19 protein-coding genes are annotated in these 23,718 nt (G+C 52.6%); 13 read left to right on the forward strand and 6 right to left on the reverse strand.

Features of this window, described 5'->3' with window-relative positions; all coding sequences use genetic code 11:
* Positions 1 to 102: 102 nt before the first annotated feature.
* On the reverse strand, positions 103 to 288 hold the full coding sequence (locus AB1N33_RS00945; RefSeq protein WP_411269646.1) for a hypothetical protein: 186 nt from the start codon (positions 286 to 288) through the stop codon (positions 103 to 105).
* Between the two features lie 118 nt (positions 289 to 406).
* Here AB1N33_RS00945 and AB1N33_RS00950 point away from each other — a divergent pair, with 118 nt between their 5' ends.
* Together AB1N33_RS00950 and AB1N33_RS00955 are read left to right on the forward strand one after the other, a co-directional pair.
* A complete protein-coding gene (locus AB1N33_RS00950) occupies positions 407 to 1,030 on the forward strand; it encodes an HvfX family Cu-binding RiPP maturation protein (RefSeq protein ID WP_411269647.1) in 624 nt (207 codons plus the stop codon).
* A 98-nt stretch (positions 1,031 to 1,128) separates the two neighbouring features.
* Entirely contained in the window at positions 1,129 to 1,677 is a 549-nt protein-coding gene (locus AB1N33_RS00955) for an NAD(P)H nitroreductase (protein ID WP_411269648.1), read from the forward strand.
* Between the two features lie 36 nt (positions 1,678 to 1,713).
* Here AB1N33_RS00955 and pyk read toward each other — a convergent pair whose 3' ends face one another.
* Together pyk and AB1N33_RS00965 are read right to left on the reverse strand one after the other, a co-directional pair.
* A complete protein-coding gene (pyk, locus tag AB1N33_RS00960) occupies positions 1,714 to 3,150 on the reverse strand; it encodes a pyruvate kinase (RefSeq protein WP_411269649.1) in 1,437 nt (478 codons plus the stop codon).
* Between the two features lie 213 nt (positions 3,151 to 3,363).
* Positions 3,364 to 4,215, reverse strand: coding sequence for a MurR/RpiR family transcriptional regulator (locus AB1N33_RS00965; RefSeq protein WP_411269650.1), 852 nt, complete (start codon positions 4,213 to 4,215; stop codon positions 3,364 to 3,366).
* Between the two features lie 271 nt (positions 4,216 to 4,486).
* Here AB1N33_RS00965 and zwf point away from each other — a divergent pair, with 271 nt between their 5' ends.
* From zwf to AB1N33_RS00990, 5 genes are read left to right on the forward strand one after another with little or no spacing between them, the layout of a single operon-like run.
* Complete coding sequence (gene zwf, locus AB1N33_RS00970) at positions 4,487 to 5,980, forward strand: glucose-6-phosphate dehydrogenase (RefSeq protein ID WP_411269651.1); 1,494 nt, start codon at positions 4,487 to 4,489, stop codon at positions 5,978 to 5,980.
* Position 5,981: 1 nt separating this feature from the next.
* Positions 5,982 to 6,674: a 6-phosphogluconolactonase gene (gene pgl / locus AB1N33_RS00975; RefSeq protein ID WP_411269652.1), complete on the forward strand. Its 693-nt coding sequence runs from the start codon at positions 5,982 to 5,984 to the stop codon at positions 6,672 to 6,674.
* 10 nt (positions 6,675 to 6,684) lie between these two features.
* On the forward strand, positions 6,685 to 8,517 hold the full coding sequence (edd, locus tag AB1N33_RS00980) for a phosphogluconate dehydratase (protein WP_411269653.1): 1,833 nt from the start codon (positions 6,685 to 6,687) through the stop codon (positions 8,515 to 8,517).
* Positions 8,510 to 9,469 (forward strand): glucokinase, encoded by a 960-nt coding sequence (locus AB1N33_RS00985; protein WP_411269654.1) that lies wholly within the window; start codon positions 8,510 to 8,512, stop codon positions 9,467 to 9,469. Before edd ends, AB1N33_RS00985 begins: the two co-directional genes overlap by 8 nt.
* On the forward strand, positions 9,466 to 10,110 hold the full coding sequence (locus tag AB1N33_RS00990; RefSeq protein ID WP_411269655.1) for a bifunctional 4-hydroxy-2-oxoglutarate aldolase/2-dehydro-3-deoxy-phosphogluconate aldolase: 645 nt from the start codon (positions 9,466 to 9,468) through the stop codon (positions 10,108 to 10,110). The genes AB1N33_RS00985 and AB1N33_RS00990 overlap by 4 nt, the downstream gene beginning before the upstream one ends.
* Before the next feature lie 50 nt (positions 10,111 to 10,160).
* On the opposite strand, the gene AB1N33_RS00995 is transcribed toward AB1N33_RS00990, so the two are convergent.
* Both AB1N33_RS00995 and gap read right to left on the reverse strand, forming a co-directional pair.
* Entirely contained in the window at positions 10,161 to 11,015 is an 855-nt protein-coding gene (locus AB1N33_RS00995) for a D-hexose-6-phosphate mutarotase (protein ID WP_411269656.1), read from the reverse strand.
* Between the two features lie 122 nt (positions 11,016 to 11,137).
* Positions 11,138 to 12,136, reverse strand: coding sequence for a type I glyceraldehyde-3-phosphate dehydrogenase (gap, locus tag AB1N33_RS01000; protein WP_411269657.1), 999 nt, complete (start codon positions 12,134 to 12,136; stop codon positions 11,138 to 11,140).
* A gap of 230 nt (positions 12,137 to 12,366) precedes the next feature.
* Here gap and malQ point away from each other — a divergent pair, with 230 nt between their 5' ends.
* From malQ to msrB, 5 genes are all read left to right on the forward strand, one after another.
* Positions 12,367 to 14,571, forward strand: a complete 2,205-nt coding sequence (malQ, locus tag AB1N33_RS01005) for a 4-alpha-glucanotransferase (RefSeq protein ID WP_411269658.1) — start codon at positions 12,367 to 12,369, stop codon at positions 14,569 to 14,571.
* A 50-nt stretch (positions 14,572 to 14,621) separates the two neighbouring features.
* The gene (gene glgB, locus AB1N33_RS01010; protein WP_411269659.1) at positions 14,622 to 16,808 is read left to right on the forward strand and encodes a 1,4-alpha-glucan branching protein GlgB; all 2,187 of its coding nucleotides are present in this window, start codon (positions 14,622 to 14,624) and stop codon (positions 16,806 to 16,808) included.
* Positions 16,805 to 18,889 carry a glycogen debranching protein GlgX gene (gene glgX / locus AB1N33_RS01015; RefSeq protein ID WP_411269660.1) on the forward strand — a complete coding sequence of 695 codons (2,085 nt, stop codon included), beginning with the start codon at positions 16,805 to 16,807 and terminating at the stop codon, positions 18,887 to 18,889. Before glgB ends, glgX begins: the two co-directional genes overlap by 4 nt.
* Positions 18,890 to 19,034: 145 nt before the next feature.
* On the forward strand, positions 19,035 to 20,588 hold the full coding sequence (gene gnd, locus AB1N33_RS01020) for an NADP-dependent phosphogluconate dehydrogenase (protein WP_411269661.1): 1,554 nt from the start codon (positions 19,035 to 19,037) through the stop codon (positions 20,586 to 20,588).
* A gap of 25 nt (positions 20,589 to 20,613) precedes the next feature.
* Entirely contained in the window at positions 20,614 to 21,015 is a 402-nt protein-coding gene (msrB, locus tag AB1N33_RS01025) for a peptide-methionine (R)-S-oxide reductase MsrB (protein WP_411269662.1), read from the forward strand.
* 122 nt (positions 21,016 to 21,137) lie between these two features.
* Here msrB and AB1N33_RS01030 read toward each other — a convergent pair whose 3' ends face one another.
* On the reverse strand, positions 21,138 to 22,031 hold the full coding sequence (locus AB1N33_RS01030) for a DUF2989 domain-containing protein (RefSeq protein ID WP_411269663.1): 894 nt from the start codon (positions 22,029 to 22,031) through the stop codon (positions 21,138 to 21,140).
* 122 nt (positions 22,032 to 22,153) lie between these two features.
* Between AB1N33_RS01030 and AB1N33_RS01035 the strand changes: the two genes are divergently transcribed.
* Positions 22,154 to 23,599, forward strand: a complete 1,446-nt coding sequence (locus AB1N33_RS01035; protein WP_411269664.1) for a glyceraldehyde-3-phosphate dehydrogenase — start codon at positions 22,154 to 22,156, stop codon at positions 23,597 to 23,599.
* Positions 23,600 to 23,718: the final 119 nt, after the last annotated feature.

Raw genomic sequence — 23,718 nt, forward strand, 5'->3', positions numbered from 1 at the left:
ACTTCACTACATTATGATTTTACTATGTTATCGAAACCGGCGTAGATCGCTAACCAAAATTGTAATTTTTTGTAAGAAACCGACTTTGGTTCAGCGTCAGGCTCATTGTTTTTCTGACGTGTCGTCCAGCCAGCGGCGGATGAGCAACGCAATCTGCTTATGGTCGTTCTCCGTTAGCTGCATCAGAAGGCGCCCGCTGTCAGCGCGGTACTTCACCTTTTGCTGCCCCTTTCTCATGAGCGATGAAAACGCGGATGGTTTTTTGCCAGATGAAAGTTTTTTTGACATATCCGGTCCTGATAACGCGATGTGCAAACTGGCTGGGTGAACGCCTTTTGCCTGAATCAATACGTCATAAACTGACGCCGCCGATCACTGCTAACCTACAACGCCACAAGGAATATTGATGATTACCACCCTTACCAACACAGTCAACGTGCTCAGACACCACGCTGAGGGCTTGCCATTATTGCTGTTACGTCTTTACCTTGCGCCGGTGATGATACAGGCAGGCTGGAATAAATACACGGGTTTTGACGATGTCGTGCAGTGGTTCGGCAATCCGGAGTGGGGGCTGGGTCTGCCTTTTCCTGTGCTGCTGGCAGCACTCGCAACGGGGGCGGAACTGATTGGCGGTGTGTTACTGCTGGTAGGACTGCTTACAAGACTTGCCAGCGTGCCCCTGATGGTCACCATGCTGGTAGCCATATTCGCTGTCCATGCTGACAACGGCTGGCTGGCCATTGCCGATCCCTCTTCCTGGTTGGCGGACGGCACACTGTATTACGATGAAGCTGTCATGTTGTCAGCTGAGAAACTGAGCGCGGCGAACAGTCTGCTCGATGCACACGGCCATTACAACTGGCTGACATCAAGCGGTAAGTTTGTTGTGCTCAACAACGGGATTGAGTTTGCCGCAACGTATTTTATTATGCTGTTTGTTCTGCTGATTTTTGGCGGGGGGCGCTATGTCAGTGCTGACTGGCTGATTGCACGCTTGCAGGGGCGAGCGCGCACTGCGTTGCGCTGAACAATAATTTTTTGATCGTACACCGGAGTCTGGCTGGTCTTTTTCAACATCCGTGCGTAGGATTAAGGCGTTAATGCGTGGCAAAGAAGGAGAATATTGTGGACGCTATGTCGTTGCTACTCAATCGTGCTTCTCAACCCAGGCTTACCGCGCCGGCGCCATCGGGAGAAGCTCTTGAAAACATCATGCAGGCAGCGCTGCGCACGCCTGACCATGCGGCACTGAGGCCATGGCGTTTTGTTGTCTGTGAAGGGCATGCCCTGAACAGGCTGGGAACCCTGTTTGAGCAGTCTGCTATCGACAACGACAAATCAGAAAAAGAAATCGAACGGGCTGTGCAATTGCCACTCAGGGCGCCCATGATCATCGTGGCGATTACAAAATACGTTGAACATGAAAAAGTGCCACGGGTGGAGCAGGTTGCCTCGACAGCCTGTGCCGTGATGGCGATGCAGATGGCTGCGCAGGCACAAGGTTTTAACGGCATCTGGCGCACCGGCAGTTATGCGCATTGTGAGACCGTCAGAGCGGGCTTTGAACTGGCCGAAGACGACGAACTGGTGGGCTTTTTGTATCTCGGGACACCGGCGGTGGAAACACCGGAAAAGAAGCCGCTCAACAGCGCGGAATTTTTCGACTACTGGTAATGCAAAAAAGCCCGGCATTGCCGGGCTTTTTTTGGTTTAGTCTACCTGAACGATTTTCATGGAGTTGGTTGAACCGACGGTTTCCATCACATCACCATACGTCATAATCACACTGTCACCGGATGATACCAGCCCATGGGACTTCAATACCGCGATAACATCATCTTTCAACTGACCGGGTTCGCTGTTGCTGGAATCAAAATACACCGGGTGTACACCGCGGAACAGCGCCATTGCGTTGAGCGTCGCTTCATGACGTGACAGCGCAATAATAGGCAGTGAGGTTGTAATACGCGACATCAGCTTCAGCGTGTTTCCGCTCTCAGTCAGTCCGACAATGGCCTTTATGCTGGGCAGGTGATTAGCGGCATAAACCGCCGACAATGCAATGGTCTCGCTGGTTGAAGAAAACTGTTCGTCCATACGGTGCTTGGAAATTTTTACACTCGGATGCGTTTCAGCACCTTCACAGACCCGCGCCATGGCACGGACGGTCTCTACCGGATATTGTCCTGCCGCCGTCTCTGCAGACAGCATCACAGCGTCAGTCCCATCGAGTACTGCGTTCGCAACATCCATCACTTCGGCGCGGGTTGGCATCGGACTGTCAATCATTGACTCCATCATCTGGGTAGCCGTGATGACCACTTTGTTCAGCTGTCGCGAGCGGGAAATCAGTTTTTTCTGGACTCCGACCAGTTCGGCATCGCCAATCTCTACGCCCAGATCGCCACGGGCGACCATGACCGCGTCGGACGCGCTGATGATGTCATCAATCGCCTCGTCAGACGCCACCGCTTCCGCGCGTTCGACTTTGGCGCAGATTTTGGCGTAGCAGCCGGCCGCCTCAGCCAGTTCTCTCGCGTACTGCAGGTCTGCGCCACTGCGAGGGAAAGAAACGGCCAGATAATCAACACCGATTTCAGCCGCAACCTTGATGTCCTCTTTGTCTTTTGCTGTCAGCGCTTCTGCTGACAGACCGCCACCCAGACGGTTAATCCCTTTATTGTTAGACAGTTTTCCGCCGACAGTGACCCGGGTATGCACCTTACGACCTTCAACCGCTGTTACTTCAAGCTGAATACGGCCGTCATCGAGCAGCAGGATATCCCCCTGACTGACATCATCAGGCAGGGCTTTGTAGTCAATACCTACCTGTGTCTGATTGCCATCGTCTTTACCCAGTTCTGCGTCCAGCGTGAACGCATTTCCTTCACTTAAGGTAACCGAACCTTCCTGAAAGCGGGCGACACGAATTTTCGGGCCCTGAAGATCCCCCAGTATGGCGACATATTTTCCGAGGTTTTTAGCGGCCTGTCGCACACGTTGTGCGCGTTCAATGTGATCCTGCGCCTGGCCATGAGAAAAGTTCATGCGTACTACGTTGGCTCCGGCCGCAAGAACGGCCTGGATTTTCTCGATTGAATCCGTGGCGGGGCCCAGTGTGGCGAGGATTTTCGTTCTTCTGGTCATAATGTTGTCGCTGTCCTAAGGTGTAAAACAAGGCGCACCACTGTCAGTGGTACGTTTATTTTCGTAATTTTATTACAGAATAGTAGTAAAATTTGACAAAAATGTGAATGAAAGTGTCAGATTTTACAACTGTTCCTACCAGTGAAGCAGCACTTGGTGTACCGTCAAATAATAAGACAGCGTGGGGCAGGGAACCACACGCTGACGTAAGGATCAGTCAGCGCGTTTTTCGTAGCGTGAGCCGCGCAGCGTGTCTTTGACGCGCTTAAGGTTCTCTCTGAATTTGTTGCCCCGGCGAAGGGTGAAACCGGTAGCCAGTACGTCGATAAGGGTAAGCTGAGCAATCCGGGAGGCCATTGGCATGTACATGTCGGTGTCTTCCGGTACATCCAGCGACAGCACATAACTGCATTCGTTTGCCAGTGGGCTGTCTTTGGAGGTAATGCCTACCACCGTGGCGTCATTCATTTTTGCTATCTGGGCAATTTCAACCAGGCTCTTGGTGCGGCCAGTGTGTGAAATCAGCACCACTACATCACCTTCAGTGCAGTTCATACAGCTCATTCGCTGCATTAGAATATCTTCGAAGTACACCACGGGCACATTGAAACGGAAGAACTTGTTAAGGGCATCGTGGGCGACCGAGGCTGATGCGCCGAGGCCAAAAAATGAAATCTTCTGAGCCTGGGTCAGCAAATCAACCACGCGATTGACCACATTGATGTCGATAGACTGCTTGGCGACTTCGAGGGATGCCATGGTCGATTCAAAAATCTTTGAGGTATACTCCTCCGGCCCATCGTTTTCGTCAACGTGACGGTTTACATACGGTGTACCGTTAGCCAGGCTCTGTGCCAGGTGCAGCTTGAAATCCGGAAATCCCTTGGTATCCAGACGGCGGCAGAAACGGTTAACGGTCGGCTCACTCACATCAGACATTCTGGCAAGGGTTGCTATACTCGAATGAATGGCGGTCTGGGGATTGGCCAGTATAACGTCTGCGACTTTGCGCTCAGATTTACTGAAAGCTGCACGGTGTTGAGTAATTTTTTCTAGAATATTCATGTAGATGTAGCAACCTGTCGACGGGCTGTGTGTAATCTGTCTTAGGGGTATACTACTTAATGTGAAAATTCTGACAAGAAAAATGTAATTTTTTAACAGCCTGATTATCAGAAAATGGGCGGATTTTCTCGGTCAACACGTTGAAATCTGTCATTCATATCAAGTTGTAATTTTACTACATTTTATGTTATCAATGAGTAAATACTGAGCCGGGCAGCCTGAACCGGCGAATTTTTATCCGGCTGCCGGTGTTACAAGAAGGTCAACAATTATGGTATTGGATACGTCATTCGAACCCTGCGATTTCGTACTGTTTGGTACGATGGGGGATCTTTCACGGCGCAAACTGTTACCCGCACTTTACCAGCTCGAAAAAGCCGAACTTATTCACGCAGACACCACCATTATCGGTGTTGCAAGACAGGACATGACCCTTGATGAGTACATCGAAGAGGTGCACGCAAACCTGATTAAGTTTGGTGAAAAGGAATTATGTCAGGACACGTGGGAGCGTCTTCGCGCCCGTCTGGATTATGTCTGTGTCGACATGAAAGACAAGGAAAGTTACAAGACGTTTAAAGAGCACGTCGATCCAAAGCGTGTGATGGTCTGTTATCTGGCAACGCCACCGTCTATCTACGGGGATATCTGCCGCGGACTGCACAGCTGCAAAATAATCGATAAGAGCGTACGGGTTGTGCTTGAAAAGCCAATCGGTCACGACCTTGAAACATCACGCATCATCAATGACCAGGTGGCCGAATATTTCGAAGAAAGCCAGATCTACCGCATTGACCACTACCTGGGCAAAGAGACGGTACTGAACCTGATTGCTCTGCGTTTCGCAAACTCCATTTTTGCCACCAACTGGGACCATAACTGTATCGACCATGTCCAAATCAGTGTGGCGGAGTCGGTCGGCATTGAAGGCCGGTGGGGTTACTTCGACGATGCCGGTCAGATGCGGGACATGGTGCAAAATCACCTGCTGCAAATTCTGAGTCTGGTGGCGATGGAGCCGCCGACAACACTGGATGCCGACAGCATTCGGGATGAAAAGCTCAAAGTGCTGAAAGCACTGCGTCCAATCAATGCCTCTAATATCAACGAGACAACAGTGCGCGGCCAATATACCGCTGGCTTTGTAAAAGGTAACGAAGTGCCTGGCTACCTTGAAGAAGAGGATGCCAATACCAAGAGCAAAACCGAGACATTCGTTGCGATTAAGGCTGAAATTGATAACTGGCGCTGGGCCGGTGTGCCGTTTTATCTGCGCACAGGTAAACGCATGCCAACCAAAGTCAGTGAAGTCGTTATCTACTTTAAACGCCAGCCTCATAACCTGTTTGGCGACAGCTTTAAGAGTCTGCCACCGAACAAACTGGTTATTCGTCTGCAGCCGGACGAGGGCGTTGAAATTACGGTAATGAACAAAATCCCCGGCCTGACAAGTTCCGGCTCAATGGATCTGCAAAAATCCAAACTCAACCTGAGTTTCTCTGAAGAGTTTGCCAATGAGCACATTCCGGATGCCTATGAAAAGCTGCTGCTGGAAGTGATGATTGGTAACCAGGCGTTGTTTGTCCGTCGTGACGAAGTTGAACAGGCATGGCGCTGGGTAGACTCGATTCTGGAAGCCTGGGAGGCCTCAAACGAGCCACCAGAGCCTTATCAGGCAGGAACCTGGGGACCGGTTGACTCGATTGGCCTGCTGGCCCGGGAAAATCGCAGCTGGTACGAAAGTAAACAGGCGAAAAAGAAATAATATGGCATTAACTATCAAAGAATTCAGCGATGCGGATGCGTTAACCAGCGCGTTTGCAGACGAGCTTAAAACGATTTTAAACACCGCCATTCAGGCGCGCGGCAAGGCGTCACTGGTCGTGAGCGGCGGGCGTACACCGCTGGCCTTATTTCAGCAGCTCAGTCAGGCCGATCTGGACTGGCAGCATGTCGATGTCACGCTGGCTGATGAGCGTTGGGTAGATGAAAGCGACGACGCCAGCAACACACAGCTGGTGAAGGCGAATCTGCTGACAGGCAAAGCGGCAGCAGCACGATTTGTACCGCTCAAAAACAGCGCACAGGATGCGGCGGATGGGGTCGCTGAGGCTGAAGCGAATATTGCGTCGATGGCGCAACCGTTCGATGCCCTGATCCTGGGCATGGGCGAGGATGGTCACACCGCGTCATTATTCCCGTGTTCAGAACAGGTAACCGACGGACTGGATATGAACAGTGGGCGCGTTTGCATCGCGGTGACGCCCACTACCGCGCCGCATCAGCGTATCTCACTGACATTACCGGCGCTGCTCAACAGCCGCAATATCTTCCTGCACCTGACCGGCGAACGCAAAAAACAGGTGCTTACCGACGCCCTGAAAGAGGCGGATGAATCGAAAAAGCCCGTGTCAGCGGTGGTTAACCGGGCTCCGGTCACCCTGATGTGGGCGCCATAGGAGGCAAATAATGAATTCTCAGATTGCAGACGTTACGCAGCGGATCATTGAGCGCAGTCAGCATACCCGTAAAGCGTATCTGGAAAAAATTGAAAAGGCGCGTCGCCAGGGCCCGCATCGCGGTGCGCTGTCCTGCGGTAATCTGGCGCATGGTTTTGCTGCGTGTGGCAGTCAGGACAAATCAGACTTGCGGTCTATGACCAAAGCCAACGTGGCGATTGTGTCGGCCTATAACGACATGTTGTCCGCACACCAGCCGTATGAAACGTATCCGGCCATCATCAAAGAGGCGGTCAAAAGTGTCGGCAGTGTTGCGCAGTTCGCCGGCGGGGTTCCAGCAATGTGCGACGGCGTAACCCAGGGACAGACCGGTATGGATCTGAGCCTGATGAGTCGTGACAACATTGCGCAGGCGGCTGCGGTTGCGTTGTCTCATAACATGTTTGATGCCGCCATGATGCTGGGGATCTGCGATAAAATCGTGCCCGGATTGCTTATCGGCTCACTGGCATTTGGGCATTTGCCGACCGTATTTGTGCCTGCCGGGCCGATGCCGTCAGGCCTGCCTAACAAGGAAAAGGCCCGCGTTCGTCAGGCCTATGCAGAAGGCAAGGCAAGTCGTGAAGAACTGCTCGATGCCGAGTCAAAATCCTACCACTCGGCCGGCACCTGTACCTTTTATGGTACGGCTAACTCAAACCAGCTGGTGGTTGAAATTATGGGGCTGCATTTGCCAGGCTCATCATTTGTTAACCCGGGCACGCCTTTGCGTGATGCCCTGACCAGAGCCGCAGCGGTTCAGGCGACCCGTCTGACCGATCTGGGCGACAATTACACACCGATTGGTGAGGTGGTAGACGCTAAGGCCATCGTGAACGGCCTGGTAGGCCTGCTGGCAACCGGCGGCTCAACTAACCACACAATGCACCTGATTGCGGTAGCGCGTGCTGCCGGCTACATCATTAACTGGGATGACTTCTCAGATATCTCTAACGCTGTACCACTGCTGACCCGCATTTACCCTAATGGCTCTGCGGATATTAATCACTTCACTGCTGCTGGCGGGATGTCACTGCTGTTCAAACAACTGCTTGATGCCGGACTGCTGCATAATGATGTGAAAACTATCGTGGGTGAGGGGCTGGATAAATATACCAAAGAGCCTGTTCTTCAGGACGGTGAACTAATCTGGCGTGACGGCCCGGCCGAGTCACTGGATAAAGAGGTGCTGGCATCGGTTGATGCACCGTTTAAGCCGGACGGTGGCCTGAGTGTGCTGAAGGGTAACCTTGGCCGTGCGGTAATTAAAACATCAGCACTGCGCACGCCACATTGTCATATCAAGGCGCCGGCCGTGGTGTTTGAGGATCAGTTTGAACTGGATGAGGCGTTTAAGTCAGGCGATCTGAACAAAGACTGTATCGTGGTCGTGCGCTTCCAGGGCCCATCGGCGATTGGTATGCCAGAACTTCACCGTCTCACGCCGCCATTAGGTGTGCTCCAGGACCGCGGCTATAAAGTGGCACTGGTGACCGACGGACGTATGTCTGGTGCATCAGGGAAGGTCCCGGCCGCAATTCACGTGACGCCGGAGGCGTATAAAGGCGGGCTGCTGGCTAAGGTGCAAAACGGTGACCTGATTGAGCTGAATACAGAAACCGGTGAACTGACCCTGTGCGTTGACGAACAGACGCTGGCGGCCAGAGAAGCCAAAGAAGCTGACATTGAACATCACCATGAAGGGATGGGCAGAGAACTGTTTGCCGGTATGCGCGCTATGCTGACCGGGGCGGAAGAGGGCGCCTGTTCACTCTTTTATACCCAGGAGCAGTCTTATGACTGAACGTTTTGTCGCTGACGTTGGCGGGACCAATATTCGCCTGGCCCGCGTCACAGAAAACGGCGTAGCCGATATCAAAAAGTACATGTGCAACGATTTCGCCAGTATCGATCTGGCGATCCTGCAGTACTTCAGTGATATGGCTGACTACAATTTCTCTCACGGCTGTATTGCCATTGCCTGTCCGGTTACCGGTGATCAGGTGGTGATGACCAACCATAGCTGGGCATTTTCACAACAAGCGCTCAGGCGTCAGCTAAAGCTCGATGGCCTGTTCGTGATTAACGACTTTACGGCGGTGGCGCATTCGTTACCGGTACTGGCTGACGATCAGGTTATCCAAATTGGCGACGGTACACCCAAAGCCGGGGGCAATACCGCAGTGTTCGGTCCTGGCACCGGCCTTGGTGTGAAGCACATTACGCTGACCGAACAGGGGTGGCTGACTCTCGATGGCGAGGGAGGCCACGTAGACTTCGCGCCGGTCGATGAAACCGACATGGTCATCTGGCGCTATCTGCAGGCCACGTTTGGCCGCGCGTCAGCAGAAGAAGTGATGTCAGGCCGCGGTATTCTGAATATCTACCGTGCGCTCGCAGCACATTATCATGTACCGGCAGACCGCAATGATCCGGCTGAGGTAACGCAGGCGGCACTGGACGGCAGTTGCGATATCTGTACCTCCGCACTGACGCAGTTCTGCCGGATCATGGGCAGCTTTGCCGGTAATCTGGCACTGAATATGGCTACCACTGGCGGTGTGTTTATCGGCGGTGGTATTGCAGGGCGCTTCCCCGAGTTTTTGCAGAGTAGCGACTTCCGGGCCCGCTTTGAGGCCAAAGGCCAGATGAAGCATTACGTGAAAGACATCCCAACCTATCTGATTGCGGAACCCGACCACGGATTGCTTGGCGCAGCCGCCTATATGAATCAACAAACAGCGAGTGAGTTATGACAATGAATTGGACATTATCCCCGGCGGAAATCTTTGAGGCTGGTCCGGTTGTTCCGGTACTGGTTATTCATGATGAGGAAAATGCTGTACCGCTGGCAAAAGCGCTGCTCGCTGGTGGTATCAAAGTGCTTGAAGTGACCTTGCGTACGCCGGTCGCGCTGAATGTCATCAGACGCATTGCAGAAGAGGTGCCTGAGGCACTAATCGGAGCCGGTACGGTCACCAATGCACAGCAACTTAAAGAAGTGACCGAGGCGGGGGCTAAGTTTGCCATCAGCCCGGGTATGACCGCGGATCTGCTTAAAGCCGGCATGGAAGGCAGTATTCCGCTTATTCCTGGTATCTCTTCCATTTCTGATCTGATGACAGGAAAAGACGCGGGTTATACCTTCCTGAAGTTTTTCCCGGCTGAAGCGTCAGGCGGCGTCAAAGCCATCAAGTCCATCAGCGGCCCGTTCCCGGACGTCCGTTTCTGTCCGACCGGTGGCATCGGGCCCGCCAACTACCGTGATTATCTGGCATTACCCAATGTGATGTGTGTGGGTGGATCGTGGGTTGCACCGGATGATGCGATTGCCGCTAAAGACTGGGATCGTATCACTCAACTCGCCAAAGATGCCGTCGACGGCGCACAAGGCTGACACTGGTCCGGGATAACCTGTTCTTCTTTGATCAGGTTATCCCGCGTTCCTTATTCTCCTGCGCTGATAATCTGTGTCAGCGTATGCACCTCGCCCGGCGACAGTGTTTTGCCTTTGGTGATGGCGGTTTCAACACAAACCATGTGATTGAAACTGAACGCATCCATATCTGAAATAAAAGCGGCGCCATGCCATGGGGTCCAGACAACCACTGAATCAGACTGCTGATGCACAACGCGCGTAAATGGCTTGCCGTTATAAAGGATAGTGGTGTCGGCATCGTCCTGTTCGTGAATACGGTCAGTTTCGCCACGCAGCACGTACGGCGACGGTGACGGGGTCGCGGCGAAGTCGTTATTCTTATCAAGGTAGGTGTCCGACAGGCCGCTCAGTGCGACATGATGGATATCCGGCACGGTAAAATAGGTGTGCAACGCGCCGGTAAACGTAAAAGGCGTATCGCCGCTGTTCGTCGTCGACAGGCTGATCCGCAATTGTTGTCCTATCTCAATGGTCAGCGTGACCTCACAGGCAAACTCGAAGCCCTTAGCGCGGGTGAACGATGGCGTCAGTACCAGTGTGGTGGCGTCATCGTTTTGTTGTGAGTCTGTCAGCGTCCATGTTTGTGTGCGCAGAAAACCGTGCGAAGGCAGTTCACCTTTTTGCATGCCATGACTGTCACTGAACCATGGCCAGCAGACCGGCACGCCACCGCGTATAGGTTTTTTAGCGTCCAGGTTGGCATGCGGGCTGACCCACAGGCGTTCCTGGTCATCGGATTTAGGGATAAACGACAGAACCTGGCCGCCAAACAGGCTGACTACAGCGGAGGCATGGGCATTATCCACGCGGATAACAGGAACCCCGGACAGCATCTCATTTTCAATTGTGGTAGTGGTGCTCATCTTTCCTCCCTGAAGGGGCCTGCCACAGTGATAAGAATTTCATTGTGCATTGAAAACAAAAAAGGTGCGACAGTATTCGCACCTTTTTTTCATTTTTACACTGACCTCTGGCACTGCAGGGGTTATTTCCCGCTGATATGGGCAACCAAATCAAGAACCTTGTTTGAATAGCCCCATTCATTATCATACCAGGCCACAAGTTTGACGAAGGTGTCTGTCAGGGCAATACCTGCAGTAGCGTCGAAAATGGACGTATGCGGATTACCCACGAAGTCGTTCGACACGACCGCATCTTCGGTGTACGCCATGATGCCTTTCAGTTCGCCTTCAGACGCGGCTTTCATTGCCTCGCAGATAGCGTCATAGGTCGTCGCATTTGCCAGATTCACGGTTAAGTCAACGACTGATACATTCGGGGTAGGCACGCGGAAAGCCATGCCGGTCAGCTTGCCGTTAAGCGACGGGATAACTTTGCCCACAGCCTTAGCAGCACCTGTTGATGACGGAATGATGTTCTGACCGGCACCACGGCCACCACGCCAGTCTTTGAGAGACGGGCCGTCAACCGTTTTCTGTGTTGCAGTAGTGGCATGTACGGTTGTCATCAGACCGTCAACAATACCGAAATTATCATGCAGTACTTTTGCCAGTGGAGCCAGACAGTTTGTCGTGCACGACGCATTCGAGACAATCTTCTCGCCAGCGTAGCCTTCGTGGTTCACGCCCATCACAAACATCGGTGTGTCATCTTTTGACGGGGCAGACATCACGACTTTTTTCGCGCCTGCCTCAAGGTGCTTCGATGCCGTCTCTTTGGTCAGGAACAAGCCGGTAGACTCGACGACCACGTCAACGCCTACGTCGCCCCATTTCAGCTGGGCAGGATCTTTTTCTGAGGTCACACGAATGGTCTTGCCGTTGACGATCAGGTTGTTATTGTCAACGCTGATTTCGCCGTTGAAGATGCCGTGGGTAGAGTCATACTTTAGCAGATAAGCAATATAATCGGTGTCCAGCAAATCATTGATGGCGACCACTTCGATGTCGTCACGTTGGGCGGCGGCGCGCAGTACCAGACGGCCTATGCGTCCAAAACCGTTAATACCGATGCGTGTTGTCATAACATACCTCGATGTCGATAAATGAAAATAAATTACGTAAAGTATGGATCAAAATGCAATAATTCGCAAAGATAATTGAAATTATGTTGCAAAATTACAAAAATGTTCCAATGCAATCGTATTCAGTTTCCCCGTACGCACTGCATCAACAATAATGTTAAAAAAATGTATGTTGGGCGCGCGGTTATCATTACTGCTAAGCTTTCGTCCAGACAAAGGAATCATGCACAATGACACAAGAACTGCTGCAACAACTGGTTGAAATGCGTGGCATCGGCACACATTTCGTGGACGCGTGGGGAAAGCCAGCCACTATCGCCGATGAAAGCAAAACCAAGCTGCTGCATGCTCTGGGTTACGATACCAGCAGTGATGACGCGATCATCGGCCACCTCAGACACGAGGCGGCGAATATCTGGGCTTCTCCTCTGAACCCGGTTCAGGTTAACCGCACCGATGAAAACATCATGGTTGCGGTACGACTGCCGATTGAACTGGTTAATGACGATTACACCTTTATTATTACCACGGAACAGGGTGAAGAGTTCAGTCACCGGTTTGTACCGGTTGATGAGGAACTGATACAGGCGGCACAAATTGACGATGTCGAGTTTCATGAATATGTACTCGCGTTACCGCTCACTCTGCCGCTGGGATACCATACGCTGTCGCTGACCGCGAGTGACAACGGCGATGAACTGGCGTCAATGCGTCTCATTATTGCGCCGCACGCCTGTTACACGCCACCGGCTATTCGTGAAGGGAAAAAAATATGGGGGCTCAGCGTGCAGCTTTACTGTGTGCGCAGTGCCCGCAACTGGGGAATGGGAGATTTCTCCGATCTGGCCGAGCTGGTCAGGCAGGCAGCGGATGCCGGCGCTGATTTTATCGGACTGAACCCTATCCATGCCCTGTATCCCGCTAACCCGGATGCGTGTTCGCCTTACGGGCCTTCTTCCCGTCGCTGGCTGAATTACCTGTACATTGATGTGACCGCCGTCGATGGCTATGACGATGAATCGGTTCAGGCCATCGTTAACAGTCCTGATTTCCAGTCGCGTCTGGCGCATGCCCGTCAGGTTGACTACATCGATTATGAAGCAGTGGCTGCACTGAAACTGGAGGCGTTGAAGGCGGTTTTCTCGGTTTACAGTGCACGCTACCTGTCGCGTAATACCAAACAGAACCGTGCGTTTAAAGCGTTTGTGAAAGAGGGGGGTGAGAGTCTCGACATGCTTGCCGTGTATGACGCACTGCAGGAGCACCTCAAAGACAATGGCAAGCCCAGTTGGGGCTGGCCGGTCTTCCCGGACGAGCTGAAAGACTATCACAACGGCGCAGTGGCAAAGTTTAAGAAGGCGCATGCTTTACAGGTTCGCTTTTACCTGTTCCTGCAGTGGATTGCAGCCGGGCAGCTTGAAAAAGCCAGCCAGGTGGCGCGTGACTGTGATATGACCATTGGTCTGTACCGCGATTTGGCCGTGGGGGTCAGTGAGGGCAGTGCAGAAATCTGGGGAAATAAGGATCTTTATTGTACCGGCGCGAGTGTTGGAGCACCGCCCGATATTCTTGGACCACTCGGACAGAACTGGGGCTTGCCGCCAATGGATCCGCACAAGCTGTATGAACAGCAGTATCAGCCGATCATTGATTTGTTTTCTTCCAACATGGCAGGCTCTGGTGCCCTGCGGATCGACCACGTGATGGCGTTGCTGCGCCTGTGGTGGGTGGTCAAAGGTGACAACGCCCGGGACGGCGGCTACGTGTACTACCCGGTGGATGATCTACTGGCTATTCTTGCGCTTGAAAGCCATCGCCATCAGAGTCTGGTGATTGGTGAAGACCTTGGTACGGTGCCTGACGAAATCCGTGAAAAGCTGGCTGACAACGGGGTGTATTCATACCGGGTGTTTTTCTTTGAGCAGGCGGAAGACGGCGGATTTTTCTCGCCGGCACACTACCCGGTGCAGTCAATGTCAACCTTGACAACCCATGACATGCCAACCTTAATAGGATACTGGCACTGTCTTGACCTTGAGCTTGGGAAAACACTGGGGTTGTACCCCACTGATGACATCCTTTCACAGTTGTATCTGGATCGTCACGAGAATAAGCAGGCCATTCTTGACTCATTACACGGGCATGGATCTGTCGGTGATGACGTGGGGCGCGACGTGAACGTGACCGGCATGACTCAGGCGCTCAACTATGGCATGCAGGTGCACATGGCCACCGGCTCCAGTGCACTGTTAAGTTTGCAGCTCGAGGACTGGCTGCAAATGGACAAACCGGTCAATATTCCAGGTACATTTAATGAGTACCCCAACTGGCGGCGCAAGCTCAGCCATGAACTGGACGACATTTTCGGCCGGCCAGAGATAAAGCAGCTTGCCGCGCGACTGACGCAGGCCAGACAGGAAGCCAGTAATAAATAACATCGGAACAGCAAAGCCCGCGGTCATGCGGGTTTTTGCCAGGAGTAAACATGCAATTAGTTACCCAGCTCGCCAATGCAACATGTACGTATCCTTTTTCTCATCTTGGCTTACGGTCAGACGGGAAGGCGAATAAGCTCACGGTCTGGATGCCGGGCGCCGCGCAGGTCGCCGCCAAACCGCTGGGATCGCGAAAAAAAGCAGAGCAACTGGAACTAACGCATGAAGGTTTGTTTGCCGGTACCGTGTCGTTTGCAGAGGGGACCAGGTATCAGCTGCACATCACCAAAGACGATGACACGTTTACCGTCATTGACCCTTACCAGTTCAGGGATGAAGCCTACCACGCTGTACATTTCATCGATCAGGCACCACAGAACCTGTATCGTCAGGCAGGGGCACAGCGGGTATCACTGGATACCGGTAAAAAGCCTGTCGATGCGATAAGGTTTTCTGTCTATGCACCCAATGCCATGTCGGTCTCAGTGATTGGCGACTTTAACCAGTGGGATGGGCGTCGTCACCCAATGCAAAAAACCGATCTGGGTTACTGGGTACTGGTGGTGCCGGGACTGTCCTGTGGCGATCGCTACAAATACGAACTCAAGGACAGCGTGGGTAACCCGCTGCCGCACAAAGCCGACCCGCTGGGCTTCTATGCTGAGCAGTATCCCTCGCATGCTTCTGTTATTTACAACCACGACAGTTATCAGTGGCACGATGATGAATGGATGCAGACACGTAAACAGGACAAATATCAGTCGCCAATGAGCTTTTATGAGGTGCATCTTGGCTCCTGGAAGCGCCCGGATGAAAAGTCAGAAAAACGTTACCTGACCTATCGCGAACTCGCCAAAGACCTGATCCCTTATGTAAAAGAAATGGGCTATACCCACATCGAGTGTCTGCCGGTATCGGAATACCCGTTTGACGGCTCCTGGGGGTATCAGCCGGTGGGCCTGTTTGCTCCCACCAGCCGCTTTGGCAGTCCTGATGACTTTAAATACTTCGTCGATGCCTGCCATCAGGCGGGTATCGGGGTGGTGATTGACTGGGTGCCGGCGCACTTCCCCGAGGATGGTCACGGACTTGCCCGGTTTGATGGCAGCCACGTGTACGAGTACGCCGATCCGCGCCGGGGCTGGCACCCCGACTGGAATTCCTGCATTTACGATTTTGGCAAGGACACAGTACGTCAGTTTCTGGTAGCCAACGCACTGTACTGGCTGGATAAGTTTCATATTGACGGGCTGCGCGTGGATGCGGTGGCATCAATGCTGTATCTGGACTATTCACGCAATGACGGTGAGTGGATCCCGAATGTCGACGGCGGTAATGAAAACTATGAGGCCATCAGTCTGCTGCGCTGGATGAATGAGGAAGTGTACCGGCATTTTCCTGATGCCATGACCATCGCTGAAGAGTCCACGTCGTTTCCTAAGGTATCACGGCCGGTGTTTGATGGCGGTCTGGGCTTTGGCTTTAAGTGGAACATGGGCTGGATGCACGACTCGCTGCATTATATTTCAAAAGATCCGGCCTATCGTCGTTACCACCATGGTGATATTACTTTCAGCATGGTTTACGCCTTTAATGAAAACTTTGTGCTGCCGATTTCCCATGATGAAGTGGTGCACGGCAAAGGCAGTCTGATTGGGAAAATGCCCGGGGATGAGTGGCAGCAGGCAGCAAACCACCGCTGCTACGCAGGTTTCATGTATGGCCATCCGGGTAAGAAGCTGAATTTTATGGGCAACGAGTTTGGTCAGTCCCGTGAGTGGAACCATGACGCTGAACTGCAATGGGATTTGCTCAACTACGACAAGCATAGAGGGCTGCAGTCGCTCTATAAAGCGCTGAATACGTTGTATACCTCAACCCCCGCACTGCATGAGCAGGATCATCACCATGAAGGGTTCAGCTGGATTGATCATGAAAATGCCGGTCAGAGCGTGGTGTCGTTTGTTAGACGTGCCAAAAGCCGGAAGCAGAAGGTGTACGTTGTGAGTAACTTTACCCCCATTCCGCGCAGTCATTTCCGTATTGGGGTGGAGGATGCAGGCAAATACACGCTTGCGCTTAATACGGACGATAGCGTATTTTGGGGCAGCGGTTATGCGGTAGAAAAGACCATGAAAGCCGCTAAACAGCCGTGGAACAATCAGCCATATTCTGTTGATGTCGCGTTACCCCCGCTGGCCACATTATTCATTATTTTTGACCAGGAGAGCATGTGAGCTCACGGCCCGCTTCTGAGCCACTGACCCCCAGCCCCGGCCACCCCGCACCGCTGGGCGCGACCCTGACGGACGGGGGCTGTAACTTTGCCGTTTACAGCCCCGATGCAAAAGCCGTGATGCTTTGCCTGTTTCACTCTGATACCGAGGAAGCCACTGCTGAAGTCTTATTGCCGGAAAAAACCGGTGATATCTGGCACGGATTCATTGAAGGGATAGAACATGGGCAGTTTTATGCGTACCGGGTTGACCGTGGAGACGGACAGCTGCACGAGAGTCCGTCGGATAAACTGCTGATTGATCCGTACGCAAAAAAACTGAGCCGGCCGCAACAGTGGGACGCCAGACAGTATTTGCACGACTCACAGTTTATGGTGGCCAAATCTGTGGTTGTGGATGAGACCCGATATGCACCGCCGGTTGCTTTTCAACGGGACGAGCATCGCGGGCGTGTGGTGTATGAAGCCCATGTCAAAGGGCTGACAAAACGTCATCCCGATGTCAGTGAGTCTGATCGCGGCACCTACCTGGGCGCTGCGCATCCTAAGGTTATCGAGCACATCGTGTCGCTTGGCGTGACGACCGTGCAGTTTATGCCGCTGGCTGCGTTTATGCCCGAACCCTATATTACCCAGAAAGGCATGACCAATTACTGGGGCTATAACCCGGTAAACTTTTTTGCGCCAGAACCCCGCTATGCCAGGGCGGATGCGCTGAAAGAAATTAAAACCATGGTTGATGCATACCATGCCGCGGGACTGGAAGTCATTGTTGATGTTGTTTTTAACCACACCGCCGAAGGAGGCAAGGGCGGCCCGGTCTTATCGTTTAAAGGGTTTTGTCCGTTTCAGGCCTATCTGCGCGAGCAGTTACCCGATGGCAGCCTGGTGTATACCAACCATTCTGGCTGTGGTAACACAATTAATACTGCACATCCGTTTATGACAACGCTGATTCTGGACGCATTACGTTACTGGGTCAGTGTGATTGGTGTCGATGGTTTCCGCTTTGATCTGGCCGTGTGCCTGGGACGCGACCCTCGTCATTTTACCGCCAATGCCGGTTTGTTACGCGCAATCAGACAGGACCCTCTGCTGGGGCATCGCGTGCTGATTGCCGAACCCTGGGACATTGGTCCGGGCGGTTACCAGTTGGGTGGTTTCCCGGCCCACTGGCTGGAAGTGAATGATAAGTATCGTGATACGGTCCGGGCATTCTGGCGTGGTGATGAGGGGATGACCGCTGACTTTGCCACACGCCTGATGGGCTCGCGTGATATTTTTCACAAAGGCAAACGACACATCAGCTGTTCGGTTAACCATGTTACCTATCATGATGGCTTCACGCTCCAGGATCTGGTGAGTTATGCCAACCGTCACAATGAAGCCAATGGTGAAGGCAATCAGGATGGGCACGGTCACAACATCTCCGCCAATTACGGGCACGAAGGCGAGACAAATCAGGCCTCAATTCTCTCTCTCAGAGAGCGACAAAAACGCAATTTTTTTACCACTCTGATGCTCTCTCAGGGGACACCGCATGTGCTGGGTGGTGACGAGTTAAGCCGAAGCCAGGATGGCAACAATAACGCCTACTGTCAGGATAACGATATTAACTGGTATCAGTGGGACCTGAATAAACGTAAACAGGACTTTCTCGATTTTTGCCGCTATGTCACGACATTGCGCCGTGAGAGTGAACTGTTCAGCGAACTTAAACTGGGGGATGATCCTTACACCCTGTCGCGCAATGTGTCCGCGATTCAATGGTACAAACCGGATGGGTCGAGCAAGGCATCAGAAGACTGGCAGGCCCGTCATAACAAAGCGTTCGGGGTTGAGATCCGTGGTTGTAATCAGGCCAGTGCAAACCCTGAGCACTGGTTTATCTGCTTTAATGCCAGTGATGACGATGTGCGCTTTAATCTGCCGGGACTGGTACCTACGGGCGGCTGGACTCTGAGACTGGATACCCGTTATGCATCGCTTCGCGATCAGCCACAAATTTGTATCCAGCGGGTATTTTTGCAGGCCGGTAAATCGGTCGCGGTATTCAGTTATGCGAGAGGCACTGCAGCATAGCGATGTGGGGGCACGCCGTCTTTGCTGATGCGGGTGGTGAAGGGTGTGTGTTACCGTGAAATAGCAATTTTATTGCACTTATGCGCTGTTCTTATTTGCCGTCAGTGGTATGATGCGCACCCATCTGAAACGAAAGGGCAATCCTATGCAAAATGAAGGTGGAAAGGCGCACTCAGCAATCGGGTGCGATATCGGTTTTATCGGACTGGGCGTCATGGGCGCGAACCTCACCCTGAACCTGGCCGACCACGGTTATCGCGTGGCCTGTTTCGATCTCGACCAGCAAAAAGTCGAAGCCATCCTGAAAAAAGACGCGTCTGAGCGCGCTCCTGGCACCGCGCCGCGGGTTGAAGGCTGCAGTTCCTATACCGAGCTTCTGAGTAAGCTCAAAGCGCCGCATTTGATTATTCTTTCTGTTCCCGCCGGTGAGCCGGTCGACCATGTTTGTCATCATCTTATTGACGCCGGTATTCATGCCGACGATATCGTAGTGGACACAGGCAACAGCCTGTGGACAGACTCTGTAGCCCGGGAAGAAAAATACAAAGGGAAGTTTATTTTCTTTTCTACCGCGGTGTCTGGCGGTGAGGTCGGGGCACGCTTTGGGCCATCTCTGATGCCAAGTGGTAACCCGTATGCGTGGACCCGTATTGAGCCGGTGCTGAAGTCTATTGCGGCGAAAGTTGATCCGGAAACCGGCAAACCGATAACGTCAACCACACCGGGTAAGCCGGTGAAAGACGGCGAACCGTGTGCCACCTATATCGGCCCGGTCGGTGCAGGCCATTACGTTAAGATGGTGCATAACGGTATCGAGTATGCCGACATGCAGCTTATCTGCGAAACTTACCATGTCATGCGCAGCGCACTGGCTATGTCACCGTCGGACATTGCCGACGTATTTCGCCGCTGGAATGACGGCAAGCTGAACAGCTACCTGATGGAAATCAGCGCCGAAGTGCTTGAACAGCAGGATCCCGAAACCGGTGCCGCGCTGGTGGATGTGATCCTTGATAAAGCCGGTCAGAAAGGCACCGGCCTGTGGACGGCTGTCAGTGCTCTGCAGGTGGGCAGCCCGGCACAAACCATTGCATCAGCGGTATTTGCACGCAGTTTGTCAAGCCTGAAGGACGAAAGGGTCGCCGCGAGTGAGACGTTGTCCGGCCCCGCACCTGTCAGCATGACAGATGAGCAGAAGAACCAGATTATCGACAAACTGGAGCAGGCGCTGTATTGCTCTAAGATCTGCGCGTATGCACAGGGTTTTCAGCTGATGGCGATGGCCGGCAAAGAGCATGGCTGGGAGCTGGATTTTGCGGCAATTGCCAAAATCTGGCGCGCAGGCTGCATTATCCGTGCGGTGTTCCTGCAGCGTATTTCCCAGGCCTACGAAAAGAACGAAGAACTCACCAATTTGCTGATGGATCCGTTTTTTGCCGATCAAATCACCCGTTATCAGTCTGACTGGCGCGAGTCGATTGCCCAGGCAACCTTAGCCGGTGTTCCGTGTCCGGCAATGATGTCGGCGCTGAGTTATTACGACTCCTACCGTACCGCGGTGTTGCCGGCCAATCTGCTGCAGGGGCAGCGCGATTATTTTGGCGCGCATACCTATCAGCGTACCGATAAACCAGCAGGTAAGAAATACCATATCGAATGGAGTGATCCGGCACGTCCGCAAACCGCTATCAAACGCTAAGCGCAAACGTAGCGGGAGATACAGTATGAGCGACGATAATCACTGGCGGGACAGACTGACACCCGAAGAATACAACGTGACGCGAAAGGCGGCCACAGAGCGGCCTTTCACCGGTGTATTACTCGATGAGACCCGGCCGGGCGTTTATTTATGCAAGTGTTGTGGTGCAGCGCTCTTCAGTGCCGACACCAAATTTGATGCAGGATGTGGCTGGCCATCGTTTTATGATCAGTTGCCTGAAGGTAACGTGACATACAAAGAAGACCTCAGCCACGGTATGCAGCGTATTGAGATCCTCTGCAAAGCCTGCGACGCGCACCTTGGTCACGTGTTTCCGGACGGACCTGCGCCGACAGGACAACGCTATTGTGTTAACTCGCTGTCCCTGACATTTGTCAGTAACGACAACGAGACGGTCAAGGGGTAAGCCCGCTAAACCTACATGAACAAGTGGTTAAAAATTGACCATTCTGGTGTAAGGCTAACGAAACCCAATAAAAAAACCGCGCTGACCAGCGCGGTTTTTTTATGGTTGTTGCTGAAAATAAATTACAGCCTGTCGAGTTTCAGGGTATAAGCATCAAATTCGCCGCTGTTCAGTGCCGAGATGATTTCATCTGCGACCGCATCGAGGACGCCAACCGGCAGGTCAGGCTGCAGGGCCAGCAGTGTCGATGGTGACGATACGGCTGTTTCGTCGTAATAACTGGTCACCTGTTGCCACACGTAGGCCATACGATAGTTTTCGAGCTCAAGCGCAATCGACACCAGTGAAAAGAAGATTTCTTTATTGATGTCATCGGCATCGCTGTAGAGTGCCAGGGCATCGTACAAAATCGATACGGTTTTTCTGACATCATTTTTTACTTCTTCTTCGGCCAGAAATACCAGTAACTGGGGTTCGGTCACGGTATTTGCTGCCACGTAATCCTTAAAGCGTTTCAGGGCGGCTTCGTCGCCATAGCGTGACCAGTGATAGTGCGCCAGGTAAGGGTTGTCCGACTGTCTGGTTTCTCTGGCCAGACGTTTGATCTCGCGCTGTGCCGTGAGTACGCCTTTAAGCCGGGTTGTTTCTTTATCCCGGTATTTAATGTGTTCAATGCCCGACGCTTTGTCGACACACTTCAGGTAATCCTCAAACGCCAGCAGCATCGGATATTTGTATGCCTCACCGCTGTCATCGCGATGCTGATAGCGCATTTTAATGATCACCGCTTTCTCAGAACGACACCAGCCGTCCTGATTCAGGTCGTTACACATTGCCGGGTTGTCCTGACAAATCTCTGCGAGCGTAGGCTCAAACAACTTGTCACATCCCGACAGTGACAGGCTCAACAACAGCAGCGCACAGATGCGACAGCGTAATGTGGAAAAATTACGTAAGAAAGTCGCCTTGTAGCGCGTTTTTTCTGTATTTCTGAAACTTTTCAACAATTTGGTCATCCCGGGTTGTTTCATTACACTTGTCGCCGCTGACACCGGTCGACGACACTCACCTCAGTGTACCCTACAATTCGTCGATATGGTGACAGGTGTTTGTTAATTTTCCATGAGAAGGCAGAGTCATGAATCAACAGTACGAACAGGAATTGCTAAGCAGCTGGCAGGAACGTCAGGAGTACGCAGAAATGATGTTACCCCTGATTGGAAAGCTTTACCGTAACCACGCGGTCGAGATTTCCGTCTATGGCCGTCCATTGCTGAATGCCAGCGCCATTGATGTGATTAAAGCACACCGCAAAGTTCGTCTGCACGAAGGGGTTAAACTGCGCCTGCGTGAAAGCTATCCGATTCTGCATGCGCTCAGCACCATGAAACTCGCACCTGCCGAAATTGATATCGGTAAACTGGCGTTCGATTTCCATTATGGCGCTGCGGTAGACCAAGACGATCTGCACGCCTATCTGCATGACAAACTGTCTTCTGTGATTGATAAAGATGACAATCAGGCGCCTCAGGACGTGGTTCTGTATGGGTTCGGACGCATTGGTCGTCTGATGGCGCGTCTGCTGATTGAACGTCAGGGCAAAAATAACAAGCTTCGTCTGCGTGCCATCGTAGTGCGTGGCGGCAGTGATGGCGACCTCGACAAACGCGCCAGTCTGCTGCGTCGCGACTCAGTGCATGGTCCGTTCAACGGCAGTATTACCGTTGATCATGAGCGTAACGCGATTAAAGCAAACGGCTCTTACATTCAGGTTATCTATGCAAACAGCCCGGACGAAGTGGATTACACGCAGTACGGCATTAATAACGCCATTGTGGTAGACAACACCGGTAAATGGCGTGACCGTGAAGGGCTTGGCCTGCACCTGAAAGCGAAAGGCGTGTCTAAAGCTATTCTGACCGCGCCGGGCAAGGGTGACATCAAAAATATTGTGCACGGTGTTAACCACCAGGATATCGCGCCTGAAGATACGATTCTGTCGGCAGCGAGCTGTACCACCAATGCCATTACACCGGTTCTCAAGGCGCTGGATGAGGAATACGGCATTGCCAACGGCCATGTTGAAACCGTACACTCGTATACCAACGATCAGAACCTGATTGACAACTACCACAAGGCTGAGCGTCGTGGCCGTAGCGCACCGCTGAACATGGTTATCACCGAAACGGGTGCGGCCAAAGCGGTGGCGAAAGCCTATCCTAAACTGGCGGGTAAACTTACCGGTAATGCGATCCGTGTGCCGACACCGAACGTGTCAATGGCTATTCTGAACCTGACCCTGAATAAGGAAACGGACAAGCTGTCGGTGAATGAGTTTTTGCGTAACACGGCGCTGTTCTCGTCACTGCAGCACCAGATTGATTACACCGCGAGCAGCGAAATTGTGTCGACCGACCTGGTTGGCTCACGTGCTGCGGCAGTGGTCGATTCTCACGCAACCATCGTATCAGAGAACCGACTAACGCTTTATGTGTGGTATGACAATGAGTTCGGTTACAGCTGCCAGGTAATGCGCGTGGTGCGCGACATGGCAGGGCTGACTTATCCGTCTCTGCCAGCCTGATAACCGGGGCGATTTACAAGACCGGCGTTGTCGACGACACGCCGGTTTTTTTATACCTTATGCACCCCGTAAACAGCAGCACTGCACAGAGTTTGACGGGCGTTCATAGTATTTCCGTC

Origin of the sequence: Alteromonas nitratireducens, from assembly GCF_040812025.1 — a bacterium.
In the GTDB taxonomy this organism is placed as follows: Bacteria; Pseudomonadota; Gammaproteobacteria; order Enterobacterales; family Alteromonadaceae; genus Alteromonas; species Alteromonas nitratireducens.